The sequence below is a fragment of the Gammaproteobacteria bacterium genome, from assembly GCA_022450155.1.
Taxonomy (GTDB): Bacteria; Pseudomonadota; Gammaproteobacteria; order Arenicellales; family UBA868; genus REDSEA-S09-B13.
Genome location: JAKUQR010000006.1, coordinates 42693 through 63664, shown reverse-complemented (window position 1 = coordinate 63664; position 20972 = coordinate 42693). Strand labels below are relative to the sequence as shown.

General features: G+C 55.1%; 18 protein-coding genes. 12 read left to right on the top strand and 6 right to left on the bottom strand.

Annotated features, from left to right (window positions below; all coding sequences use genetic code 11):
• Positions 1–109: 109 nt before the first annotated feature.
• The 5 genes from MK323_04810 to MK323_04790 all read left to right on the top strand — a co-directional run bounded on the left by MK323_04810 (position 110) and on the right by MK323_04790 (position 4794).
• Positions 110–1294 carry an ABC transporter substrate-binding protein gene (locus MK323_04810; protein ID MCH2481479.1) on the top strand — a complete coding sequence of 395 codons (1185 nt, stop codon included), beginning with the start codon at positions 110–112 and terminating at the stop codon, positions 1292–1294.
• 100 nt (positions 1295–1394) lie between these two features.
• Positions 1395–2318 carry a branched-chain amino acid ABC transporter permease gene (locus tag MK323_04805; protein MCH2481478.1) on the top strand — a complete coding sequence of 308 codons (924 nt, stop codon included), beginning with the start codon at positions 1395–1397 and terminating at the stop codon, positions 2316–2318.
• Positions 2319–2330: 12 nt separating this feature from the next.
• Positions 2331–3281 (top strand): branched-chain amino acid ABC transporter permease, encoded by a 951-nt coding sequence (locus tag MK323_04800; protein ID MCH2481477.1) that lies wholly within the window; start codon positions 2331–2333, stop codon positions 3279–3281.
• Between the two features lies 1 nt (position 3282).
• On the top strand, positions 3283–4065 hold the full coding sequence (locus tag MK323_04795; GenBank protein ID MCH2481476.1) for an ABC transporter ATP-binding protein: 783 nt from the start codon (positions 3283–3285) through the stop codon (positions 4063–4065).
• Between the two features lie 27 nt (positions 4066–4092).
• Positions 4093–4794, top strand: coding sequence for an ABC transporter ATP-binding protein (locus MK323_04790; GenBank protein ID MCH2481475.1), 702 nt, complete (start codon positions 4093–4095; stop codon positions 4792–4794).
• A 21-nt stretch (positions 4795–4815) separates the two neighbouring features.
• On the opposite strand, the gene MK323_04785 is transcribed toward MK323_04790, so the two are convergent.
• Both MK323_04785 and MK323_04780 read right to left on the bottom strand, forming a co-directional pair.
• Positions 4816–6276: a glutamine synthetase family protein gene (locus MK323_04785; GenBank protein MCH2481474.1), complete on the bottom strand. Its 1461-nt coding sequence runs from the start codon at positions 6274–6276 to the stop codon at positions 4816–4818.
• Entirely contained in the window at positions 6263–7615 is a 1353-nt protein-coding gene (locus MK323_04780) for an aromatic ring-hydroxylating dioxygenase subunit alpha (GenBank protein MCH2481473.1), read from the bottom strand. The genes MK323_04785 and MK323_04780 overlap by 14 nt, the downstream gene beginning before the upstream one ends.
• Positions 7616–7828: 213 nt before the next feature.
• On the opposite strand from MK323_04780, the gene MK323_04775 reads away from it, so the two are divergent.
• The 4 genes from MK323_04775 to MK323_04760 all read left to right on the top strand — a co-directional run bounded on the left by MK323_04775 (position 7829) and on the right by MK323_04760 (position 12998).
• On the top strand, positions 7829–8977 hold the full coding sequence (locus tag MK323_04775) for an acyl-CoA dehydrogenase family protein (protein ID MCH2481472.1): 1149 nt from the start codon (positions 7829–7831) through the stop codon (positions 8975–8977).
• A 206-nt stretch (positions 8978–9183) separates the two neighbouring features.
• Positions 9184–10644, top strand: coding sequence for an OB-fold domain-containing protein (locus MK323_04770; protein MCH2481471.1), 1461 nt, complete (start codon positions 9184–9186; stop codon positions 10642–10644).
• 12 nt (positions 10645–10656) lie between these two features.
• Positions 10657–11862 (top strand): acetyl-CoA acetyltransferase, encoded by a 1206-nt coding sequence (locus MK323_04765; protein ID MCH2481470.1) that lies wholly within the window; start codon positions 10657–10659, stop codon positions 11860–11862.
• Between the two features lie 38 nt (positions 11863–11900).
• A complete protein-coding gene (locus MK323_04760) occupies positions 11901–12998 on the top strand; it encodes a Zn-dependent alcohol dehydrogenase (GenBank protein MCH2481469.1) in 1098 nt (365 codons plus the stop codon).
• A 69-nt stretch (positions 12999–13067) separates the two neighbouring features.
• Here MK323_04760 and MK323_04755 read toward each other — a convergent pair whose 3' ends face one another.
• The 4 genes from MK323_04755 to MK323_04740 form a co-directional block, all read right to left on the bottom strand.
• The gene (locus tag MK323_04755) at positions 13068–14462 is read right to left on the bottom strand and encodes an amidase (protein MCH2481468.1); all 1395 of its coding nucleotides are present in this window, start codon (positions 14460–14462) and stop codon (positions 13068–13070) included.
• Positions 14463–14541: 79 nt separating this feature from the next.
• The gene (locus MK323_04750; GenBank protein ID MCH2481467.1) at positions 14542–15465 is read right to left on the bottom strand and encodes a VOC family protein; all 924 of its coding nucleotides are present in this window, start codon (positions 15463–15465) and stop codon (positions 14542–14544) included.
• Positions 15462–16670, bottom strand: coding sequence for a CoA transferase (locus MK323_04745; GenBank protein ID MCH2481466.1), 1209 nt, complete (start codon positions 16668–16670; stop codon positions 15462–15464). Before MK323_04745 ends, MK323_04750 begins: the two co-directional genes overlap by 4 nt.
• A gap of 143 nt (positions 16671–16813) precedes the next feature.
• Positions 16814–17680, bottom strand: coding sequence for a TauD/TfdA family dioxygenase (locus MK323_04740; protein MCH2481465.1), 867 nt, complete (start codon positions 17678–17680; stop codon positions 16814–16816).
• Between the two features lie 200 nt (positions 17681–17880).
• Between MK323_04740 and MK323_04735 the strand changes: the two genes are divergently transcribed.
• From MK323_04735 to MK323_04725, 3 genes are all read left to right on the top strand, one after another.
• Positions 17881–19557 (top strand): NAD(P)/FAD-dependent oxidoreductase, encoded by a 1677-nt coding sequence (locus MK323_04735; protein MCH2481464.1) that lies wholly within the window; start codon positions 17881–17883, stop codon positions 19555–19557.
• Positions 19558–19590: 33 nt separating this feature from the next.
• Positions 19591–20037 (top strand): DUF4396 domain-containing protein, encoded by a 447-nt coding sequence (locus MK323_04730; protein MCH2481463.1) that lies wholly within the window; start codon positions 19591–19593, stop codon positions 20035–20037.
• 135 nt (positions 20038–20172) lie between these two features.
• The gene (locus MK323_04725; protein MCH2481462.1) at positions 20173–20970 is read left to right on the top strand and encodes an enoyl-CoA hydratase-related protein; all 798 of its coding nucleotides are present in this window, start codon (positions 20173–20175) and stop codon (positions 20968–20970) included.
• Positions 20971–20972 lie beyond the last annotated feature (2 nt).

Sequence of the window (20972 nt, the reverse complement as noted above, 5' to 3'; positions counted from 1 at the left end):
TGGCACGGCTTCCAGGGTGGTGATCATCGTAAACCGGCCCGCCTCTCACCACGACTATAAACCCAGCCCGATCAACGGGCAGATTAGAACGAAGAGGGAGGAATTGGATATGAGACTTCGAATTGTTTTTCTGTCATTGGCCGCTGCTCTGGTTGCGTTGCCCGCAGCTGCAGCCAGTACGGTCAAGATCGGTTTCGTCACCACGTTGACAACCCCTGCTGGTGCTATGGGGCGTGACATGGTAGAAGCCGCCAATATTGCGCTCGATCACATTGGTCACAAGATGGGTGGAAAGGACGTCGAGTTCATCGTCGAAGACGACGGCTTCAAGCCGGAGATCGGCAAGCAGAAAACCGACAAGCTGGTGAAACAGGATGACGTGCATTTCGTCACCGGCTATATCTGGTCACACGTACTGCTGGCTTCCCGTAAATCTGCGCTCGACGCGGGCAAGTTCCTGATCAGTGCCAATGCCGGCCCCTCACTTCTGGCCGGTAAGCTATGTCACAAAAATTTCTTCTCCTCTTCCTGGCAGAACGACCAGAACCCGATGGCCACCGGCGAAGTGCTGAACGCGAAAGGGGTGAAAAAGCTTTACATCATGTCGCCCAACTATGCCGCCGGCAAGAACATGGTGTCCGGAGTCCAACGTACTTTCAAGGGCGAGATCGTCGGCAAAGACATGACCAAGTGGGGCAAGGATATGCAGCTTGATTTCTCGGCCGAGTTGGCGAAGGCCAAGGCATCTGGTGCCGACGCCATTTTTGTATTCTATCCCGGCCCCGCCGGACCTGCTTTCATCAAGCAATACCAACAGGCAGGCCTTCGTGGGGTGATCCCGCTCTATACCGTGTTCACTGTTGATGCCCTGTCACTGGGCCGTCTGCAGAAAGCTAAACTCGGTGGGGTTCTCGGCTCCTGGAACACGATGTTCTGGGCACCTGATCTGGACAACGCGACAAACAAGCGTTTTGTTGCGGACTTCAAAGCCAAGACCGGGCGCTACCCGACCCACTACGCCGCGCAATCCTATGATGCCATCATGCTGATCAAGAGCGGTGTTGACGCCGTCGACGGCAATATGGATGACCAGGACGGTATACGTGCCGCTATGATGAAAGCAGATTTCCCGAGTGTCCGCGGTAAATTCCGCTATGGACCGAATCACTTCCCGATCCAGAATTTCTATCTGCGCACGGTGAAGGAAGACGCCGCCGGGGACTGGTTCGTGTCGCACGTGTCAACCGTTCTGACCGATCACCAGGACAGCTACCACGACCAGTGCAATCTGTAACCTGCTTCTATCAACGTTAAATCAGCCCGGCAGACCCGCAAGAGTCTGCCGGGCGAGCTCTGCTGGTCCGGACCTCACTCTCCGCTGAATCAGAAAAATCATGGACTGGACACTGCTGACCGTACAACTGCTCAACGGTCTGCAACTCGGTATCCTGCTATTTCTCCTTGCTTCGGGGTTGACCCTGATCTTCGGTATCATGGATTTCGTCAACCTGGCGCACGGTTCGCTGTATATGGTCGGTGCGTTCTTCTGCGCCACCTTCACCCAGTGGCTTGACTCGTTTCTTCTGGGACTCCTACTCGCGCTGCCGGCCACCGCCGTCATCGGCCTGCTGGTTGAACTGGTGGTGGTGCGGCGTCTTTATCAGCGCGATCACCTGGATCATGTCCTGGCCACTTTCGGCCTGATCCTGGTGTTCGATACCCTCACGCAGATGATCTGGGGTCCGGATGGCCAGGTGATTCCCCTGCCCGCCTGGCTCGATGGGCAGATCGCGCTGACGAGCGATATCGTTCTGCCGACCTACCGGATCGCGATCATTGTCACCGGTCTCGCGGTAGCGTTCGGTCTTTTCGTTCTCGTCACCCAGACCCGACTGGGAATGCGCATCCGTGCCGGCGCATCGAACCGGACCATGATCAGTGCACTCGGCATCAACATCGGATTGCTGTTTTCGATCGTATTTGTCCTGGGCGCCGTACTCGCCGGCCTTGCTGGGATGATGATCGCCCCAATCACTGAAGCGTCGATCGGGATGGGTAACCAGATCATCATTGTGGCATTCGTTGTCATCGTGATCGGTGGCATTGGCTCGATCAAGGGTGCATTCATCGGGGCCATCATCGTCGGGTTGATTGACACGATGGGGCGATCTTATCTCGATGTGCTGTTCAAACTCTTCATGTCGGCCCAGAACGCCGAGACCTCGGCACCTGCCGTGTCGGCAATGCTGATCTATATTCTGATGGCTGTGATCTTAGCTGTCCGGCCAACCGGCCTGTTCGGACCACGTGGGCGCTGAGTCACCTTGGCAATGAACGTAAACAAGATGACGCTTCGGGACTGGGTCACCGGAGCAGTGATCACGGGACTGGCACTGGTGCCCCTCGTAGTGAGCCTGACTGACAATGCCTTTTTTCTCGATCTTGCGACCCGCTTTGTCATCCTGGCCATTGCTGCGATCAGCCTCAATCTGATCCTGGGCTACGGCCGCATGATCAGCTTCGGCCACGCGGCCTACATCGGCATCGGGGCGTATGCTGTCGGCATACCGGCCTACTACGAGATTTACAACGGATATCTTCACATACTGATCGCTACGAGCGTTTCCGCCATGTTCGCGCTTGTGACCGGCGTCGTGTGCCTCAGGACACGCGGCGTGAACTTCATCATGATCACGATGGCATTTGCGCAAATGGTGTTTTTCGCCTTTGTCTCCATCGAGGAGTACGGTGGCGACGATGGACTGGTGATTGAAACGCGCAGCGAGTTCGGCAGTCTCATCAATCTGGAAAACGCGACGGTTCTTTATTACGTCTGTTTTGTTTCATTGCTGGCGGTTCTATACCTGGTTCACCGCATCGTCCGCTCACGATTCGGCATGGTGATCCAGGGTACACGGGGAAATGAACCGCGTATGCAGTCACTGGGATTCGACACGTTCCGTTACAAGCTGGCCTGCTACGTCATTGCGGGCACAATCTGCGGTTACGCCGGTGCATTGCTGGGCAACTTTACCAATTTCATCAGCCCGGAAATGATGGACTGGACGCGCTCAGGTGAACTGATCTTCATGGTGGTCCTGGGCGGGGCTGGCAGCATTTTCGGCCCAGTTCTTGGTGCCAGTATCTTCCTGCTGCTTGAGGAGATACTGTCCGGGTTATGGCTGTACTGGCAACTGGTATTCGGCATATTCCTCATCCTGGTGGTGCTGTTCGCCAAGGGCGGTATCGACAGCTTGCTTTCCAGGCGCAAAGCGCAATAGCATGTCCACCAACGCCCTGTTGAGCATCTCGGGCCTGTACAAGGCGTTCGGCGGCGTTGCCGCGACCAACCAGGTCACTCTGGATTTTAACGAAGGCGAGGTGCACGCAATCATCGGCCCCAACGGCGCCGGTAAAACAACGCTGGTCTCCCAACTGACCGGCGTGTTGATGCCGGACGCCGGTCAAATTACGTTCAAGGGCAAAGATATCACCCGTATGCCGGCCTACCGGCGCCCACACCTGGGCATGGCTCGCTCCTTCCAGATCACCAGCATCATCCATGACATGACGGTGCTCGAGAACGTGGTCCTCGCCGTACAGGCGAAAGCAGGCCATTCTTACCGCTTCTGGCGCAACGCCAGCAGAGATCAGAACCTGACCGAACCGGCAATGGAAGCGTTGAAACGGGTTGGCCTCCAGGATCAGGCGATGCAGGTTGCCGGGCCCTTGTCTCACGGTGAACACCGTCAGCTGGAGATGGCCATGGTGCTGGTCACCGACCCGGTACTGGTACTGCTTGACGAACCCACGGCTGGCATGGGGCAGGAAGATTCAACCCGGATGATCGCAACACTTCAGGCGTTGAAGGGGTCACGCACGATCATCCTGGTAGAACACGACATGGACGCAGTATTTGCCCTTGCGGACAAGATCACCGTACTGGTCGAAGGCCGCGTAATCGCAACTGGGGAACCGGAAGCCATTCGATCTGACAAGGCCGTACGACAGGCCTATCTCGGTGAAGAATTGGACGAGATGCCCAGCTTCAGGGCCGGGCCCTGATGGCACACCAGTCCGGTCACGACTGACATGTTGAGGGTCGAAAATATCGAGGCCCACTACGGTGCGAGCCAGGCCCTGTTCGGAGTTCACCTCGAAGTCAGTCCGGGTGAGGTCGTCACCCTGATGGGTCGAAACGGAATGGGGAAAACGACTTCAGTCCACTGCATCATGGGAATTGTCCCGACGAGTGCTGGGCGGATCACCTGGGAAGATCAAATCATCACCAACCTGCCCAGCCATCGCATTGCGCAGGCTGGCATCGGACTCGTTCCTGAAGGTCGACAAGTCTTCCCGAACCTCTCCGTGATCGAAAACCTGGTAGCGGCAGCCAGGTCCGGCACAGGCCATGCACAAGGCTGGGATGTCGAGCGGGTATTTCAGATGTTCCCCGCCCTGGCGGCGCGCCGTGACGGGCTCGGAAACCTGCTCTCCGGAGGTGAACAGCAGATGCTCGCCATCGGCAGAGCTCTGATGACCAACCCTCGAGTGCTGATTCTCGACGAGGCTACCGAAGGCCTGGCACCGTTGGTACGGCGAGAGATCTGGTCCTGCCTGCTACAACTAAAGGAAGATGGGATGTCGATACTCGTGATCGACAAGAACGTAGCAGACCTGGCCAAAATTGCCGATCGACACTTCATCATCGAGAAGGGGCAGACCGTCTGGTCTGGACAGTCGTCGGAACTGCTTACCAGCGACGACATCAAGTACCGATACCTGGGCATCTGAGCAGACGACCGGACATCCGCGTCAGAACAGTGAGAAGTATTCCTTCTGTTCCCAGTCGGTGACCTCGGACAGAAAGCGGGCGACTTCAGCCTCTTTCAGCGTCAGGATGTAGTCGGTAAAGCTCTCTCCCAGCGCTTCACGAAAGACCGGATCAGCACGAAACGCAGCGATGGCCTCCATCAGGCTCGACGGCAGAGGCTCGGACTGCGTTTGGTAGGGTGTCTCCGTCGACGGGCCGGGGTCAAGGGCCCGATCAATCCCGTCGAGCCCGGAGATAATCTGGGAACACAGGTATAGGTAAGGGTTTGCGGCCGGATCGCCGATCCGGTTTTCGATCCGGGTGCCCAGGTCGGTATGACCACCAATCACGCGCAGCATCGCCCCACGGTTCCCCCATCCCCAGCCGACTCGGTCCGGGGCAAGTGCAAACGGCCTGTAACGTTTGTAACCGTTGATGGTTGGTGTGGTAAACAGGCAGCCGGCCTGGGCATGCGCCAGGATGCCACCCAGGAAGTGCAGACCCGTCGGCGACAGCCGCTCCCCCACCTGTTCGGGGACAAAGGCATTGCTGCCATCGGCATCTTTGACCAGCGACTGGTGCAAATGCCAACCACTGGAAAACAGGTTGGGCAGAGCCGGCCGGCACATAAACGTGGCGTGGTAACCGTGCCGGCGACAGATCTGCTTGACCGCACTGCGAAACAGGACCGCGGTATCCGCAGTACGCAGTCCGTCCTGGGGATGAAACGTGAATTCAATCTGGCTGGGACCGAATTCGGACTCCATGGAGCGCAGTGGCAGTTCGAGCTGGAGCGTCTGGCTGCGCAGCAGTTCAATGACCGGTTCCAGTTCGTCCAGCCGGGTCTCGGTCAAGTATTGAAACCCCTGGGCGAGAAGTGAAGTCTCAGGCGGCGTGCCCGGCTGTGTAGCATCTGCGAACGTGAGTCGTGCATTATCCAGTTTCAGGACATGAAACTCGATCTCCAGACCGCTGCGATAGGTATAACCTCTGGATGACAGCTGCTGAATCGCATCTTTACAGACCTGGCGCGTCGAAAACGGCACCGCTGACCCGTCGGCAAAATACAGGTCACACAGCATCCAGCCGGTCCGCGAAAGCCACGGCAAAATCCGGAAGGTGGTCGGGTCCGGCACCATGATGACGTCCCGAGCGCCGGTCATTTCAGTCAGGCCAAATCCACCGCCTTCAGACCACACCGGGTAAACCGTCCGATGAGAGGTATCCTTGGCCAGTAGTGTGGAGGTGATCGGGCAGCCATTGCGAAGCAAAACATCGATAGTGTCCGCGACCAGACTTTTACCGCGGAGAACCCCGTGCTGATCGGCAAACGACAACCGTAGGGTGTCGAGATTTTTTTCGGTGCTTTGTACAACGTCGGCAGCTACAGCCCGCTGTTCGTCTGACCACAGAGCATAGCGCTCTACGAAATTCTCCTGCCCGGTCGAGTCAGTCACTGCCATGGTCTGTTCCGGTCTTCGCGCAGGTCGCTGATCCAGCCAGTATGGCATTCCAGGGACTTTTCACACGCCGTTTCCGGTCTAATTCTCGCCAGTGATCCTGCCCGCGGGTTCCTGTGGATATGACATCAACAGCCTCAGGCCCAAATCTACCGATAATTTGAGTCGCATGGGCAGGCGGACGACCCGCCTCCAGGTCACCGATCGCGCGCAGCAAAAGTTTTCGGTATTCGCGAATTCCAGCATCTGTTCTGCCGAGGTGTTCCCGGGTACGATCCTGAATCGCTCCCATGGACTCGACCGCCCATTGGTCGTGTACGTTGATATCATTGCCCATCCCGGTATAGGTCCGTGTACGCTGCTCTTCCGGGTCGTAACCGTAGTTGTTTCGTTTGTTCTGCCGCGACCGATAATTCGGTAGTTCGTAAAGATCCAGCCGCTGACTACGCATTTTGTTTTTGTCAGTAGGTGTTTTGAAACTGGTGAACAGTGCATACCAGTAACAGTTTTTGTCATCGACCGGCACATGCCACTGAGTGATCGTCATCTCACTGCTCATCGGGATACAGATGGCCTGCGGGAACAGTTGGTTGGTCACCCTGACGTGCTTGCGACCGTCCCCGAGATCGCGTACCGCCGTCAAGCGAAGGCCGTATTCGGTCTTGTCTACCTCGATCTGAGGCCGGGGATGCTCGCGCAGCAGGGTCGTCATCGGAATTGCATCCTCCCCCGCGGTATCCCGGAACTGCTGGCCATAGGTGTGGCCGGGGTCACCCGCTTGTGAGTAACGATGCAGGAACGATGCGTGAGCCGGGTCGATGCCGATCTCCAACGCCTGGAGCCAGTTGCACTCCAGGTGACCCTTGAAAGCGAAAGTGTATTCCTCCGGTGCCTCGAAACAGTCCATTTGGTCCAGGGCCGGGGGCGGCCCGTCGCCCATGAAAGCGAAAACGATCCCATTACGCTCCACGCAGGAATAGGCTGTCTGCTGAATCTGGCTGAAGTACGTGCTGCCCTCTGGTTCGGCTGGCTGTTCCAGGCAGTTACCGCCGGTGTCGTACAGCCAGCCATGAAACGGGCAGCGTATACCACCATCTTCCAACCGTCCAAAACAAAGATCCGCACCCCGGTGCGCACACTGCCGATCGATCAGACCCAGGCTTCCCTGCTCATCCCGGAAAAGAACGAGTCGTTCACCAAGCACCGATACGGCCACCAGTGGGCGCTCTCCGGCCAGTTCCTCGGACAGTGCAACCGGTTGCCAGTAATGGCGCAACAGCTGGCCGGCTGGTGTTCCGGGCCCGGTCTGGGTGACAAGTTCGTTCTGTTCTGTGTTCAGCATCCCTTCGCGTCCTGTACATCCGCCATTTCGGGCAGAGACTTTACCGCAATGTTCCCTGTCGGAGCCAGATGGACGCAAAGAGCGCTAAATGGCAATCCACTTTCTGGTAACGTTGTTTCTGGGAAAATCCGCAAATGTGCCCTGTACGTACGCGGGCTGGCTGGTACAGCCCGTGACCGCTTCTTCAACCAGTGAGCCTGGAGGTGTTGGTCCATGTTTGAACGAGAACTCTTTTCTACCGAACACGAGATCTTTCGCCGGTCAGTGAACTATTTTGTCAATGAACACATCGTGCCCCATCACTCGCGGTGGGAAAAGGAAGGACAAGTCAGCCGGGAGGTCTGGCATAAAGCCGGCCAGAATGGCCTCCTGTGCCCCACCATACCCGAGCAATACGGGGGTGCAGGCACTGACTTTCTGTTCAGCGTAGTGATTCTGGAAGAACTGGCACGAGCCGGCACGATGGGGCCTGGGTTTTCGCTGCACTCAGACATTGTCGCCCCGTACCTGGTTCACTACGGTTCCAAATACCTGAAAGAAAACTGGCTGCCCAAGATGGCCGCGGGTGAGGCGATTGGCGCAATAGCAATGACAGAGCCCTCAGCCGGATCCGACCTGCAGAACATCCGGACCACCGCCACGCGGGACGGGGACGAGTTCATAGTCTCTGGCCAGAAGGTATTTATCACCAACGGTCAACTCTGTGACATCGTGATCACTGTCTGCAAAACCGATCCCGACGCTGGCGCCTCAGGCACCAGCCTGATCCTGGTGGAAGCCGATCGACTCGGATTCGAACGTGGCCGTAACCTGGACAAAATCGGATGTAAAGCGCAGGACACCTCGGAGCTTTTCTTCGACAACGTTCGTGTACCCGTGGCGAATCTCGTCGGTGAGACGGGTCGAGGGTTTATCCAACTCATGGAACAGCTGCCGCAAGAGCGCTTGCTGCAGGCAATCCGCTCAGTCGCTACCGTCGAGGCCGCACTGGAATGGACTGTCGAATACACCTCAGAACGAAAAGCCTTCGGCCAGTTGATCTCAGACTTTCAGAACACGCGTTTTACGCTGGCAGACGTCAAGTCGAAAACGGTGATGCTCCGGGTTTTTGTGGATCGCTGTATACAGATGCACCTCGAAGGAAAACTCGACGCGGTTGATGCCGCCATCACCAAACTGCTCTCCTCAGAGATGCTTGGCGAACTGCTGGACAAGTGCCTGCAGTTGTTCGGTGGTTACGGCTATATGTGGGAATATCCTATCGCTCGAGCCTGGGCTGACGCTCGAATGACCCGCATCGCCGGTGGTACCTGCGAAATCATGCGGGAAATCATCGGCCGCAGCCTGATCGGCAAGATTTAGTGCTGAATCGCCAGTAACACGCGATTAAACGATCGGCAAACCTCGCTGAGCGGGGTTTTCTTTGACCAGGGTCGGCGCTGGAATGGCGCCTGCCAAAGGCCGTCGGTAACAAAGCACTATAGACTGTAAAATGTGTGTGAGCCAACCGCACCCAAGGCTCTTGATCGTGCGGTTGAACCCGCACTGACACTGACTGGAGTTACGCAATGGCCCTTGGCATACTGGCAATTGGCGGATATCTGCCGAAAGCGCGTCTGCAGCGTACAGACATTGCAAATGCCAACGCCTGGTTCAACCCCGCGCTTAAAGGCCTGGCCAACGGTGAACGAACCATGGCCAACTGGGATGAAGACAGTGTCACGATGGCTGTGGAGGCAGGGCGGGACTGCCTGACTGGTATTGATCGCAATATTGTCGCTGGTATTTATATGGCATCGACCAGCTTTCCATTTCAAGACCGGCAAAATGCCGGGATTGTTGCCGATGCACTCAATCTATCCACTCGAATCCAGACCCTGGACATCTCATCATCGCAACGGGCCGGTAGTTCTGCCCTGTTGACCGCACTACTGTCTGTTCACAGTGCTGAAGGACCGATTCTGGTTTCAGCCAGTGAAAAACGCCGCGCTCGCGCTGCCAGCCCGCTCGAATTGACCACCGGCGACGGTGCAGCAGCTGTTCTGGTCGGTGAAGGAGAACCGATCGCCCACTATATTGGAGGACATACAGAGGCTGTTGATTTTGTCGACCATTATCGCGGTGAAGGTGAGGCCTTTGACTACAACTGGGAAGAACGGTGGGTGCGCGATGAGGGTTATATGAAGATCGCTCCAAACGCTATCAACAACCTACTGGACAAAGTCGGTGTTTCGGCACAGGACATCGACACGTTCTGCTTCCCCGTTGCCATGCGCCGCGTGGCCTCGAGTCTCGCACGCAAAATCGGGATTGCAGAAGAGTCCGTGGCGGATAACTTACAAAGCAGTTGCGGCGAGACCGGTAGTGCCCATGCACTCGTGCTGCTGGTACATGCCCTGGAGCAGGCCAAGCCGGGCGAGAAGATCCTGGTCGCAGGTTTTGGCCAGGGCTGCGATGTTCTGCTTTTTGAAGCCACCGACACAATCAAGGCGGCAGGTGATCGGCTGGCTATAAGTGGACATCTCGCTAACGGTCGACCAGAGAACCGATACACACGCTATCTTTCATTCAACAATCTGCTGACAATGGAACGCGGCATCCGGGCAGAAGTCGACAAACAGACCGGGCTAAGTACGCTGTATCGAAACAAAGGGATGTCGCAGAAACTGCTGGGTGGACAGTGTTCGGAATGCGGGACCTGCCAGTTCCCAAAATCAAAAATCTGTGTCAACCCGGGCTGCGGTGCGATCGACAGTCAGGCAGATGAGCCCTTTGCCGACAAAGCGGCAAAACTCAATTCCTACACCGCCGATCGCCTGACTTATTCCCCCGATCCCCCAACCTATTTCGGCATGGTACAGTTTGAGGGTGGCGGCCGGCTGATGAGTGATCTCACCGACATTGACCCCGACGTTGAACTAGAGGTGGGTATTTCCATGCGGATGGTGTTCCGGGTAAAGGACTACGATAGGCTGCGCGGTTTCCGCCGCTACTTCTGGAAAGCAACTCCACAAAACGATACACATTGAGGAGATTCAACTATGGCATCAGGCATCAAAGACAAAGTGGCCATCCTGGGTATGGGATGCTCCAAATTTGGCGAGCGCTGGAACGACAATGCTGAAGACTTGATGGTCGAGGCTTACGCCGAAGCCCTGGAAGACAGCGGTATCGAGACAAACCAAATCGAAGCTGCCTGGTTGGGCACTGCCATCGAGGAACAACATGTCGGCAAATCCGGCATCCCGCTGGCAATGGCGCTTCGACTTCCCTATATCCCTGTGACGCGAGTGGAGAACTTCTGTGCCAGCGGTACCGAGGCATTCCGCGGTGCAGTCTATGCTGTAGCTTCCGGTGCCTGTGATATCGCACTCGCTGTTGGTGTTGAAAAACTCAAAGATACGGGCTACGGCGGGCTGCCACAGCGAGGTCGCGGCTCTGTCAATGATCTATTTTGGGCAAATGCATCGGCACCGGGCTCATTCGCCCAGCTGGCAACGGCTTACTCGGCAAAACACAACATTCCAGCTAAGGATCTGAAACGTGCGATGGCCCATGTCTCGGTAAAAAGCCATGACAACGGATCGCGTAACCCTAAAGCACACCTTCGCAACAAAATTGACGAAGATAGGGTCATGAATGCACCCATGATCGCCGAACCGCTGGGTCTTTTTGACTGTTGCGGCGTCAGTGATGGTGCGGCGTGCGCTATCGTCACCCTGCCGGATATCGCTCGAGGGCTGGGCAAGAAAGACCTGGTTACGGTGAAAGCCCTGCAGCTGGCGGTTTCCAACGGCACCGAATCACAACACAATTCCTGGGACGGCAGCTACTTTGCCACTACCCGTAAAGCTGCCGAACGATCTTATCAGGAGGCCGATATCACCAAACCGCGGGATCAGATCAGTATGTTTGAGGTTCATGACTGCTTCTCGATTACCGAGGTCATCACCATGGAGGATCTTTACATCTCCCCTGAAGGTGGCGCTGTCAAAGACATTATGGATGGATTTTATGACGCTGACGGCAAGGTGCCCTGCCAAATCGATGGTGGTTTGAAATGCTTTGGACACCCTATCGGGGCCTCGGGCCTGCGGATGATCTACGAGATGTACCTGCAGATGACTGGCCGCGCCGGAGAACGACAACGCGAGCAGGATCCAGTGCTGGGCATGACCCATAACCTCGGTGGCTATCCACACCAGAATGTCTCCTCGGTCACGATCGTGGGTCGTGAAGGTGCCTAACACGTGTCCGATCTAATCTTTTTAAGGATGAGCCGAAAATGAAAATAAAAGCCGCTGTACTGTACGAGCCAAATAAACCCATGGTTGTGGAAGCCATCGATCTGGAGGAACCCAAAGAGGGGGAAGTGCTGGTTCGCATCGTTGCAGCAGGTGTCTGTTATTCCGATTACCACATCATGTTGGGGGAATGGACTCACCTCCTGCCTGTTGTACTCGGGCATGAAGGCGCCGGCGTGGTTGAGCAAGTGGGGCCTGGTGTCTCACGACTTACACCGGGCCAGTCGGTCATTCTGAATTTTCGCGCTAACTGCGGGACTTGCCACTACTGCATCATCGGTCGCCCGGTGCTGTGTAACGGCGTGGATGCCCCCAGGAACACGATGTTCGATGGCAGCAGTCGCTTGAGCAAAGACGGCAAGACGATTCACCATTTTGCGCGTACATCATGCTTTGCGGAGTACGTGGTTGTACCCGAATCGGGCGCTGTTGCGATTCGCGCCGACATGCCGCTGGATAAAGCCTGTCTTGTTGGCTGTTCGGTGATGACCGGGGTTGGCGCTGTGATCAATACCGCCAAGATCGAAGCCGGCTCATCAGTAGCGGTCATTGGCTGCGGTGGTATCGGTCTCAACGCCGTACAGGGCGCCGTGCTAGCTGGTGCGGGCCGGATAATCGCAGTGGACCTGCGCGACAACAAACTCGAATATGCCAAGACATTCGGCGCCACCGATATGATCAATGCCAGCAACGGCGACGCCGTGGCCGAGGTCATGGAACTGACAGCGGGTGGAGTTGACTATGCCTTTGAAGCGATCGGCAACGCCCACACCATCCACCAGGCCTACGAGATGCTGGCACCCGGCGGTACAGCCGTCGTCGTCGGCATGGCCCCGGAAAACGACGAGGTATCGATCAATGCTCTATCCTTCCCGCGAACAGAAAAATCAATTGTAGGCTCCTGGTATGGTGGTGCACGACCTTGGGTCGACCTGCCACTGATCAGCGATCTTTACCTAAGCGGCAAACTGAAGATCGACCCCATGATCAGCCGCACTTACGGACTTGATGAGATCAATACCGCCTACGACGCACTTGCAGCCGGGGAAGTCGCGCGCAGCATCATCGTATTTGACTGACCTCCTGCGGTGATCCTGCGATCCAAGGTGATGGGCGCTGCACGCCCTAACCGAATCTGCTGGAATCGGCTATAGCGGCGGCCGTAAGCTGCCCACTGGATGGGCTTTTTCAAAGGCAAGGGCGGCTCGCAGTACCAGCGCATCACTGCCAAGCGGACCCACGATCTGCAACCCAATCGGTCCCCCGGCTGCACTGAATCCACACGGTACCGAGATTGCCGGCTGGCCGGTGAGATCAAACGGCGCAACAGTCGCCATAAACTCACCATCACTACTCTCACGGTGTGGGGGCTGGTCATACCCAACTGGGAACGGTGCGCAGGTCAGAGTCGGCGCGACGAGAAGATCATACTTCTGATGGAAGGCTGCCATGCGCGCGCGCAACTCAATTCGCCCGGCTTCACCATCGAGAAAATCCACTGCACCCATCGCGTCACCCCGATTGGCACAGCGCAGCAGGGCTGCATTAGTCAGCTGTTTTGCTTTTACACCCAGGCGCCTGCGAATGCGAGCAGCTATCGGATCGCACACCACATCAGAAAGCGCATGAGCAGAACTGAGATTAAGCCGTACCGTGGAGACACCGGCACCCAGGTCTGCAAAAATCTTCCTGCTGCGCGCCGTGACCTGGCGGACGTCATCGTCCACTCGAGCAACACCGAGATCAGGCGAAAACCCGATTTTCAAACCCTTCACACCCCGGCCCAGTTGGGACAGTACATTTGGTGCTGCCTCCTGTATCGCATAACCATCCCGAGCATCACCACCTGCCATCACACTGAAAGCAAGGGCTGCATCACGCACGGTGCGGGTAAGTGGTCCACAATGCTCCATCATCATCATCGGACTGGCCGGCCACACGGGGACGCGGCCAAACGAGGGTTTAAATCCCACTACACTGCAAAAACTGGCAGGTCCCCGTATAGAACCGCCTGAATCGGTACCCGTGGCGATGGCAACCATCCCAGTCGATACAGCCGCACCTGCCCCACCACTCGAACCACCGGGGGTCCAGTCAAGATTCCAGGGATTGCGCGTAACACCATGCAGCTCACTTTCAGTGACTCCACGCCATGCGTATTCCGGGGTCTCGGTCTTGCCCAGTATGACCGCACCGTGGGCCTTAAGCCGTTCAACCACGATCGCATCGACAGACCAGGGTCCACTGGCGTTAATCGCGAGTGAGCCATTCAGGGTTGGCCAGTCTTTTGTTTCAGTAACGTCCTTGATGGCGGTCGGCACACCATCAAGGAGTCCACGCGGCACACCTTTAGCCCACCGTGCTTCCGACGCCCGGGCACGACGACGCGCTCGTCTTCTGTCAATCAGCCGCCACGCATTGAGACTATCCTCACACTCATCTACCCGGTCGAGAACAGCGTCGAGAACCTCAAGCGGTGAGAAATGACCTGCCTTGTATCCTCTGATGAGCTCGGAAGCACTCTTATAGGCTAGCTCTTTCATAACTGATGAAGTTTCGGCTACTACCGAAAATTAGAATTGCTAACTGAGTCTGAGTCTAATATCGATACGAACTAACCCGTCAGACGTCGTCCCGCTCAACAAAATGAATCAGCACCCCACCTAACTCCGCAGGATGAACAAACCCGATCAGGGCTCGACGGGAACCAGGTCGGCCAACTGAATCGATTAACCGATATTTACGTCTGTCGAGGTGTTTTAACAAACCATTGATGTCGGGTACTTTCAACGCCACGTGATGTAATCCAGGACCCCGTCGTTCAACGAAACGGCCGATTGCGCTTCGGTCTTGCCGTGTATTGCCGGGGTCGTGACGATCAATCAACCGAGGTGAGTTGCTATCAAGTTCCGACAGAACCTCAAGTTCGCAATCTCCGACATTCAGAAAGAGCACACGAAGTCCGCCTACCTGCTGCGGCGCCCTCTGGTGTTGGACGATCCCGTACCGATCTGAAACAAAATTTTCCACAGCCAACTGAGTTTCATAGTCGGTCTGACGACTCTCAATTCGACAGCCCAAGTGATTGTGAAAGAACGCTTCCTCATTTGCGGTGTCTGCGCTGGCTATGCCAATGTGGTCAATGCGCTCGACCCAGTTGGAGGTCGCTGGCTGTAAATCCAGGTTGCAACAGAACCGAACGGCAGCCCCACAGGTAGCAGACCGATCAACCTGCACCTCCTTCCAGTTGCCCGCTACAGTCTGAATTGGCGTTGCTTGGAGAGCCAAACCTGTTGCTACTGAGAGAAGATCGGACTCAGATACGTTTAGAGCCATATGATCCAGGCCTGTTCTATCCGGAGAGCCTAGAAACCCGTGCCCTTGTTCTACAACGCACAGGCAACACTCACCAATAGCAAACAGTCGAAGCGAACCATCCGGGTGTGGAATAGAACGACTGGTTAATTCAAGCGTATCGTTAAAAAACGCCGAAAGACTTTCAGGATCGGATGTTGACAGGGCTATATAAGCTAAGTGTGGATTCATGTCGACTCCGTACTCTGAAAAATTATGCCATCTTCTTTCAGTTTAACCAGCGCCTGTGACTTCAGCCCCAATTCTTTCAAGATTCCATCGGTATGTTGTCCCAGTAGTGGAGGTGGCGAGCGCACTGTCTTTGAGCCTATGGATTCTAGCCGGAGAGGATTTGATAACTGCTTTATTTCACCTAGTTGTGGATGGTCCACCAACTCAACCAGTCCCGTGGCTGCCACGTGCGGGTCTTCGAACAATTGTTGTAAATCGAAAACAGGGCCCGCTGGAACACCGTTCTCCATCAGAATCGTGGTCCACTCTATTGCACTACGCGAACATAGCCGTGAATTTAAAATTTTACGCAATTGTTCTCGATGACTGGAACGAGCGTCGTTGTCGACGAACTCACTCTGCTGGACCAGATGGTCAAGATCGAGCAAGTGACAAAGATTCTCCCATTGAGACTGGGTCGCCGCTGCTATGTTAATTATGCCATCAGCTGCTTCAAAGGCACCATATGGATAGATCACGGGGTGTTCGTTACCAATTCGTTGTGGTATTTCACCCAGGCTGAGGTAACGCTGGCCCTGTACACAAAGCATCCCCACGACCCCAGCCAGAAGCGACGTTTCGACTTTTTGACCGCTCCCTGTGCGCTCTCTCTGATGAAGTGCAGTAATCGTTCCCAAGGCACTCCAGATTCCGGAAACGAGATCGGCAAGTGGCACTCCAAGACGCGTTGGCAGGCCGTCTGCCTGCCCGGTAATGCTCATCATGCCTGACATGCCTTGGGCAATCTGATCATAACCCGGCCACTGACCATAAGGACCGTCGGTACCAAAACCTGTGATACTTGTGTAGATAAGCCGTGGCGCGTCCTTAACAAGCGTATCGTAGTCAAGACCGATGTTTTTCGTTGTTCCTGGTTTGAAATTTTCGACCACTACATCGGCATCCCGAGCCAGTTGTTGTAAAAGCTCAAGGCCTCGTGGCTCTCGAAAATTAACTGCTAAACTTTGCTTATTACGGTTGATGCTGAGGTAAAAAACGCTAATTCCGTCGTGATAGGGTCCCCAGCTGCGGGACATATCCCCACCCTGAGTGGGCTCGGTTTTAATTACTGTTGCTCCCAGATCACCGAGAATCATCGTACAAAAAGGACCGGCGAGAGCCCGCGTCAGGTCGAGTATTCGAATTCCTTCTAGAGGTAACGGCATGGTTACACTTCATTGATGACTTCAATTCTATCTACGATAGAATAACCGAACCCACTGGGTGAGGAAACAATCGTTACAGTTTACGCCCCGATAATTAGGCAGGCGACCGGTCGATGACGTTCGATGGTTAAATACGTAAGGGTTTACGTCGGCCGATCCCCATTAACCGTCACCCGGTGCATGTATCGACGCTGACCGTGATAATCATTCAGTGCGTAATGCTGTACGCAGCGGTTGTCCCACATCGCCACCGAACCATTTTCCCAGTGAAACCGGCACGTGAATTCGGGCTTTGTGGCTTGTTTATAAAGAAACTCAAGCAATGGTTTGCTTTCGTCCTCGGTCATGTTTTCAAAGCGAACCGTAAATGCCCGGTTAACAAAAAGACTCTTACAACCTGTCTCCGGATGGGTGCGGATTACGGGATGCAGGTTTTCGACAGTAGGTTGGCGCATAGCTTCCTCGGACAACTTGGTCGAGCGGGTCATATTGCGTTGCTCTGCTTCGGTTCGATCGGACAGAGTGTGATCAGAATGCACAGCCCGAAGACCGCACAGCAACTGCCGAAGACCGGTCGACAACCCTTCAAACGCAAGTTCCTGATTGGCAAACAGCGTGTCCCCGCCACTGTCCGGCACATCAATCGCATAGAGAATTGAGCCTAACGCGGGACGTTCTAGAAACGTAATATCTGAATGCCAGACCCCGCCAATGTTGTGCTCGGCATCTGCTTCCTTGACGATGGGCAATATTTCTGGATGGCCATCCAGCGGTACATACTGAGGATGCACATTAAGCGTGCCAAACCGGCGTCCGAACGCTTTATGACTTTCCAAGCTCAGATCCTGATCACGAAAGAAGATTACGTGATGATCAAGAAACGCCTGGTGAATCTCGCTGAAGGTCGGAGTATCACAATCCGCGAGGTCTACGCCTGAAATCTCAGCGCCAACAGCACTGCTGAGTGGTCTGACCTGAATAAGCTGGTAACACGTATCGTCAGTACTCATGTCATCCACACAGTGATCCTCGATGCGCTGTCGCGTCAGTCGCTATATCTTTTACAGAATTTGACCAAGTCATTCTACGCCCACAACACACGCGCTCCAACCTCATTGATCCATCTGATCAATGTCTGGCCGAGATCACAACGCCAGCAAGATAGAGGCTTTATACTTTCTTGATTACCTCTTTTTGCTACCACCGCATTATGTCGTCCAAACAGCACACGAACAGACAACGTAGAATCAGCGATTACGACGTTCTTGTTGTCGGTGCCGGGTTTTCAGGCCTCTATCTGCTATACCGATTACGTGGTTCTGGCTTTAGGGTCCGAGTCGTCGACCGCGCGCCGGATGTCGGCGGTACCTGGCACTGGAACCGCTACCCCGGTGCACGATGCGACGTAGAAAGCGTACAGTATGCCTACAGCTTTTCACCGGAACTCGAACAGGAATGGGTCTGGACCGAAAAATATGCGACACAACCCGAAATACTCCGATATGCACACCACGTTGCAGAGCGTTTTGATCTAAGACGGGATATTGAGTTCAATACCACCGTGACGTCGGCCGTATTCGACGAATCCAGACATCGGTGGCTCGCTGAAACCAGTGACGGTCGATCAATATCCGCAGACTTCTGTATCATGGCCACCGGTTGTTTATCAACCACGAACACACCGATGTTTGAGGGACAGGATTCTTTTGCTGGTCCGGTCTACCACACCGGAGAGTGGCCACACAAGGCGGTAGACTTTACCGGGCAGAAGGTAGGCGTGATTGGAACGGGTTCTTCGGCAATACAGTCGATTCCCATCATCGCTGAACAGGCCGAACATCTGTATGTTTTTCAGCGCACCCCACATTACACGGTACCTGCGTGGAATCGAATGCTTGAGAGCGATCCAGCGTCACGCAAATCGGGAAGAAAAGCCTACGGCTATGATGCGGACCTCACGATCGAGGAGATAAAGGCCGATTACGCCGGTCTTCGCAAACGCGCGCGCAGGATGTTTAACGCTCTCGCATTCATCCCTAACCGCAAGTCAGCCCTGGAAGTCGATGAATCCGAACGGCAGGTCGAGTACGAAGGATTCTGGCAGCGCGGTGGTGTAGTGTTTCTGGGTGCCTATACCGACCTCGCTAAAAGCCTTGAGGCCAATGAGACAGCAGCCGAGTTCATACGCGAGAAAATCCGGCAGACTGTCAATGACCCGGTGGTTGCCGAAACTCTGGTACCCACCTACACCATCGGCTGTAAGCGACTCGCCGTTGATACCAACTACTATGAAACCTACAACCGATCCAATGTCACGCTGGTAGATGTGAGTCAGTCCCCTATTCAGAAAATTACACAACAAGGCGTCTATGCACTGGACCAGGAATACAACCTCGATTCCTTGATCATGGCGACTGGATTTGACGCCATGACCGGCACCCTGCTCAAAATCGACATCCGCGGTCGTGACGGTCTCACGCTTAAAGAAAAGTGGGCAGAGGGACCCAAGGGGTATCTTGGGCTGGGAATCTCCGGATTTCCTAACTTGTTTATGATTACAGGCCCCGGCAGTCCGTCCGTACTCACCAACATGATGCAGTCGATCGAGCAGCATGTGGACTGGATCGTCGCGTGTCTGGAACACCTCCGAACCCACAATATTGCCGCCATTGAGGCCACCCAGTCAGCTGAGGATGATTGGGTGGCACACAACGACGCCGTAGCCGACGATCACATGCGAAATTCCTGCAGTTCCTGGTACGTGGGTGGCAACATTGAAGGCAAACCACGGGTGTTCATGCCCTACGTTGGTGGATTTCCGCTTTACGTCGAAAAATGCAACGAGGTTGCCACACAGAATTACCTTGGATTCACACTGACCACGTAAACCTGGTTAGGCTATTCGGCATATACTCAGCGCATGGCGACAACGGCTCAGCCTGCTTCTTTTATCTGGTCCTGCCAACACACCTGGCGGAGTGCCTCCAAGAATACACTCTGGTGTCTTGCCGGTTGTTCGATCGGCGACTGGGGCACTATCCTTTTCTTTCAGCTGACTGGTATCAGCTGGTCTACGATTGCCATCATGTTGATGGCAATCGTCAACGGCATACTGACTTCAATTGCACTCGAAACCATCATCCTGTCCCGACAGATGACCATAGCTACCGCATTTAAAACAGCTATTGGAATGTCACTCATCTCAATGCTGTCCATGGAGATCGCCATGAATCTGGTCGACGTTGCAATCACAGGCGGCGCGATGCTTATCTGGTGGATTTTACCGATCATGTTTGCAGCAGGTTTTATGGCCGCGGTCCCGTACAACTACTGGAGACTCAAGGCGTTCGGTAAGGCCTGTCACTGAGACTGTTTTCCGCTCAAGTAAACCGCTCCTGGGTATTTGTTACCTGGTGTAAAAAATAAGATGACTGCTAAAGTTGGCTACTGTACTGACGCCACTGGTACAACTGGCCAATTTTTGATTGAGCCCTGAAACTTCATGGAGAACGATATCCTGTATGAGCATCACGGGCACGTCCGCCTGATCACGATCAATCGCGCCGCCAAGATGAATTCACTGGACTTTGCAGCCCACGAGCTAATGGTCGAGATCTGGCGCGAATTCAATGCTGATGCCGATGCGCGGGTAGCAGTGCTGACGGGTACCGGCGAAGCGGCTTTTTGTGCTGGCGCTGATCTCAAGACTTACACCATGCCGTTTGCGACGACACCGGCACCGGAATTCACCCGCGTGTATACCAATGGCCCCGGTCTTGGGGGGATCACCCGAAACGTTAATGTTTTCAAACCGATTGTTGGAGCAATCAATGGCTATGCCATCTCGGGTGGACTGGAAATTGCCCTGGCCTGTGATATACGGTTTTGTTCACCCAATGCTGAATTTGGACTGCAGGATGTCCGCTGGGGTTTCCACGCCTGTGATGGCGCTCTGATTCGCCTGCGTGAAATCATCGGTCTGGGTCACGCCATGGAGATGATCCTCTCCGGCGACCGCTTCGACGCTGAGTTCGCCTACCGCACAGGACTTGTCAACCGAATTGTTGAACAAAGCGAACTGCTGCCAGAAACCATGACCTATGCTGAAAAACTCGCATCGCGCGCACCCCTTGCACAACAACTTGCCAAGGAAGTGATGTACCGTACCCATGGTTTGACCATGGATGAAGCCCTTCGTATCGAATCACTGTCATTCCGAAGTCTTGCGGACACCGAAGATCTGGCTGAAGGTAATCTTTCGTTTCGTGAGAAACGTGATGCTGTGTTCAGGGGAAAATAGCA

Excerpts from the sequence above, each read along its gene's own strand:
- MK323_04790 (MCH2481475.1), top strand. The coding sequence starts at position 4,093 with ATGTTGAGGGTCGAAAATATCGAGGCCCACTACGGTGCGAGCCAGGCC.
- MK323_04785 (MCH2481474.1), bottom strand. The coding sequence starts at position 6,276 with ATGGCAGTGACTGACTCGACCGGGCAGGAGAATTTCGTAGAGCGCTAT.
- MK323_04730 (MCH2481463.1), top strand. The coding sequence starts at position 19,591 with ATGGCGACAACGGCTCAGCCTGCTTCTTTTATCTGGTCCTGCCAACAC.
- MK323_04750 (MCH2481467.1), bottom strand. The coding sequence starts at position 15,465 with ATGAATCCACACTTAGCTTATATAGCCCTGTCAACATCCGATCCTGAA.
- MK323_04760 (MCH2481469.1), top strand. The coding sequence starts at position 11,901 with ATGAAAATAAAAGCCGCTGTACTGTACGAGCCAAATAAACCCATGGTT.
- MK323_04795 (MCH2481476.1), top strand. The coding sequence starts at position 3,283 with ATGTCCACCAACGCCCTGTTGAGCATCTCGGGCCTGTACAAGGCGTTC.
- MK323_04745 (MCH2481466.1), bottom strand. The coding sequence starts at position 16,670 with ATGCCGTTACCTCTAGAAGGAATTCGAATACTCGACCTGACGCGGGCT.
- MK323_04770 (MCH2481471.1), top strand. The coding sequence starts at position 9,184 with ATGGCCCTTGGCATACTGGCAATTGGCGGATATCTGCCGAAAGCGCGT.
- MK323_04810 (MCH2481479.1), top strand. The coding sequence starts at position 110 with ATGAGACTTCGAATTGTTTTTCTGTCATTGGCCGCTGCTCTGGTTGCG.
- MK323_04755 (MCH2481468.1), bottom strand. The coding sequence starts at position 14,462 with ATGAAAGAGCTAGCCTATAAGAGTGCTTCCGAGCTCATCAGAGGATAC.
- MK323_04735 (MCH2481464.1), top strand. The coding sequence starts at position 17,881 with ATGTCGTCCAAACAGCACACGAACAGACAACGTAGAATCAGCGATTAC.
- MK323_04805 (MCH2481478.1), top strand. The coding sequence starts at position 1,395 with ATGGACTGGACACTGCTGACCGTACAACTGCTCAACGGTCTGCAACTC.
- MK323_04740 (MCH2481465.1), bottom strand. The coding sequence starts at position 17,680 with ATGAGTACTGACGATACGTGTTACCAGCTTATTCAGGTCAGACCACTC.
- MK323_04725 (MCH2481462.1), top strand. The coding sequence starts at position 20,173 with ATGGAGAACGATATCCTGTATGAGCATCACGGGCACGTCCGCCTGATC.
- MK323_04780 (MCH2481473.1), bottom strand. The coding sequence starts at position 7,615 with ATGCTGAACACAGAACAGAACGAACTTGTCACCCAGACCGGGCCCGGA.
- MK323_04800 (MCH2481477.1), top strand. The coding sequence starts at position 2,331 with ATGAACGTAAACAAGATGACGCTTCGGGACTGGGTCACCGGAGCAGTG.
- MK323_04775 (MCH2481472.1), top strand. The coding sequence starts at position 7,829 with ATGTTTGAACGAGAACTCTTTTCTACCGAACACGAGATCTTTCGCCGG.
- MK323_04765 (MCH2481470.1), top strand. The coding sequence starts at position 10,657 with ATGGCATCAGGCATCAAAGACAAAGTGGCCATCCTGGGTATGGGATGC.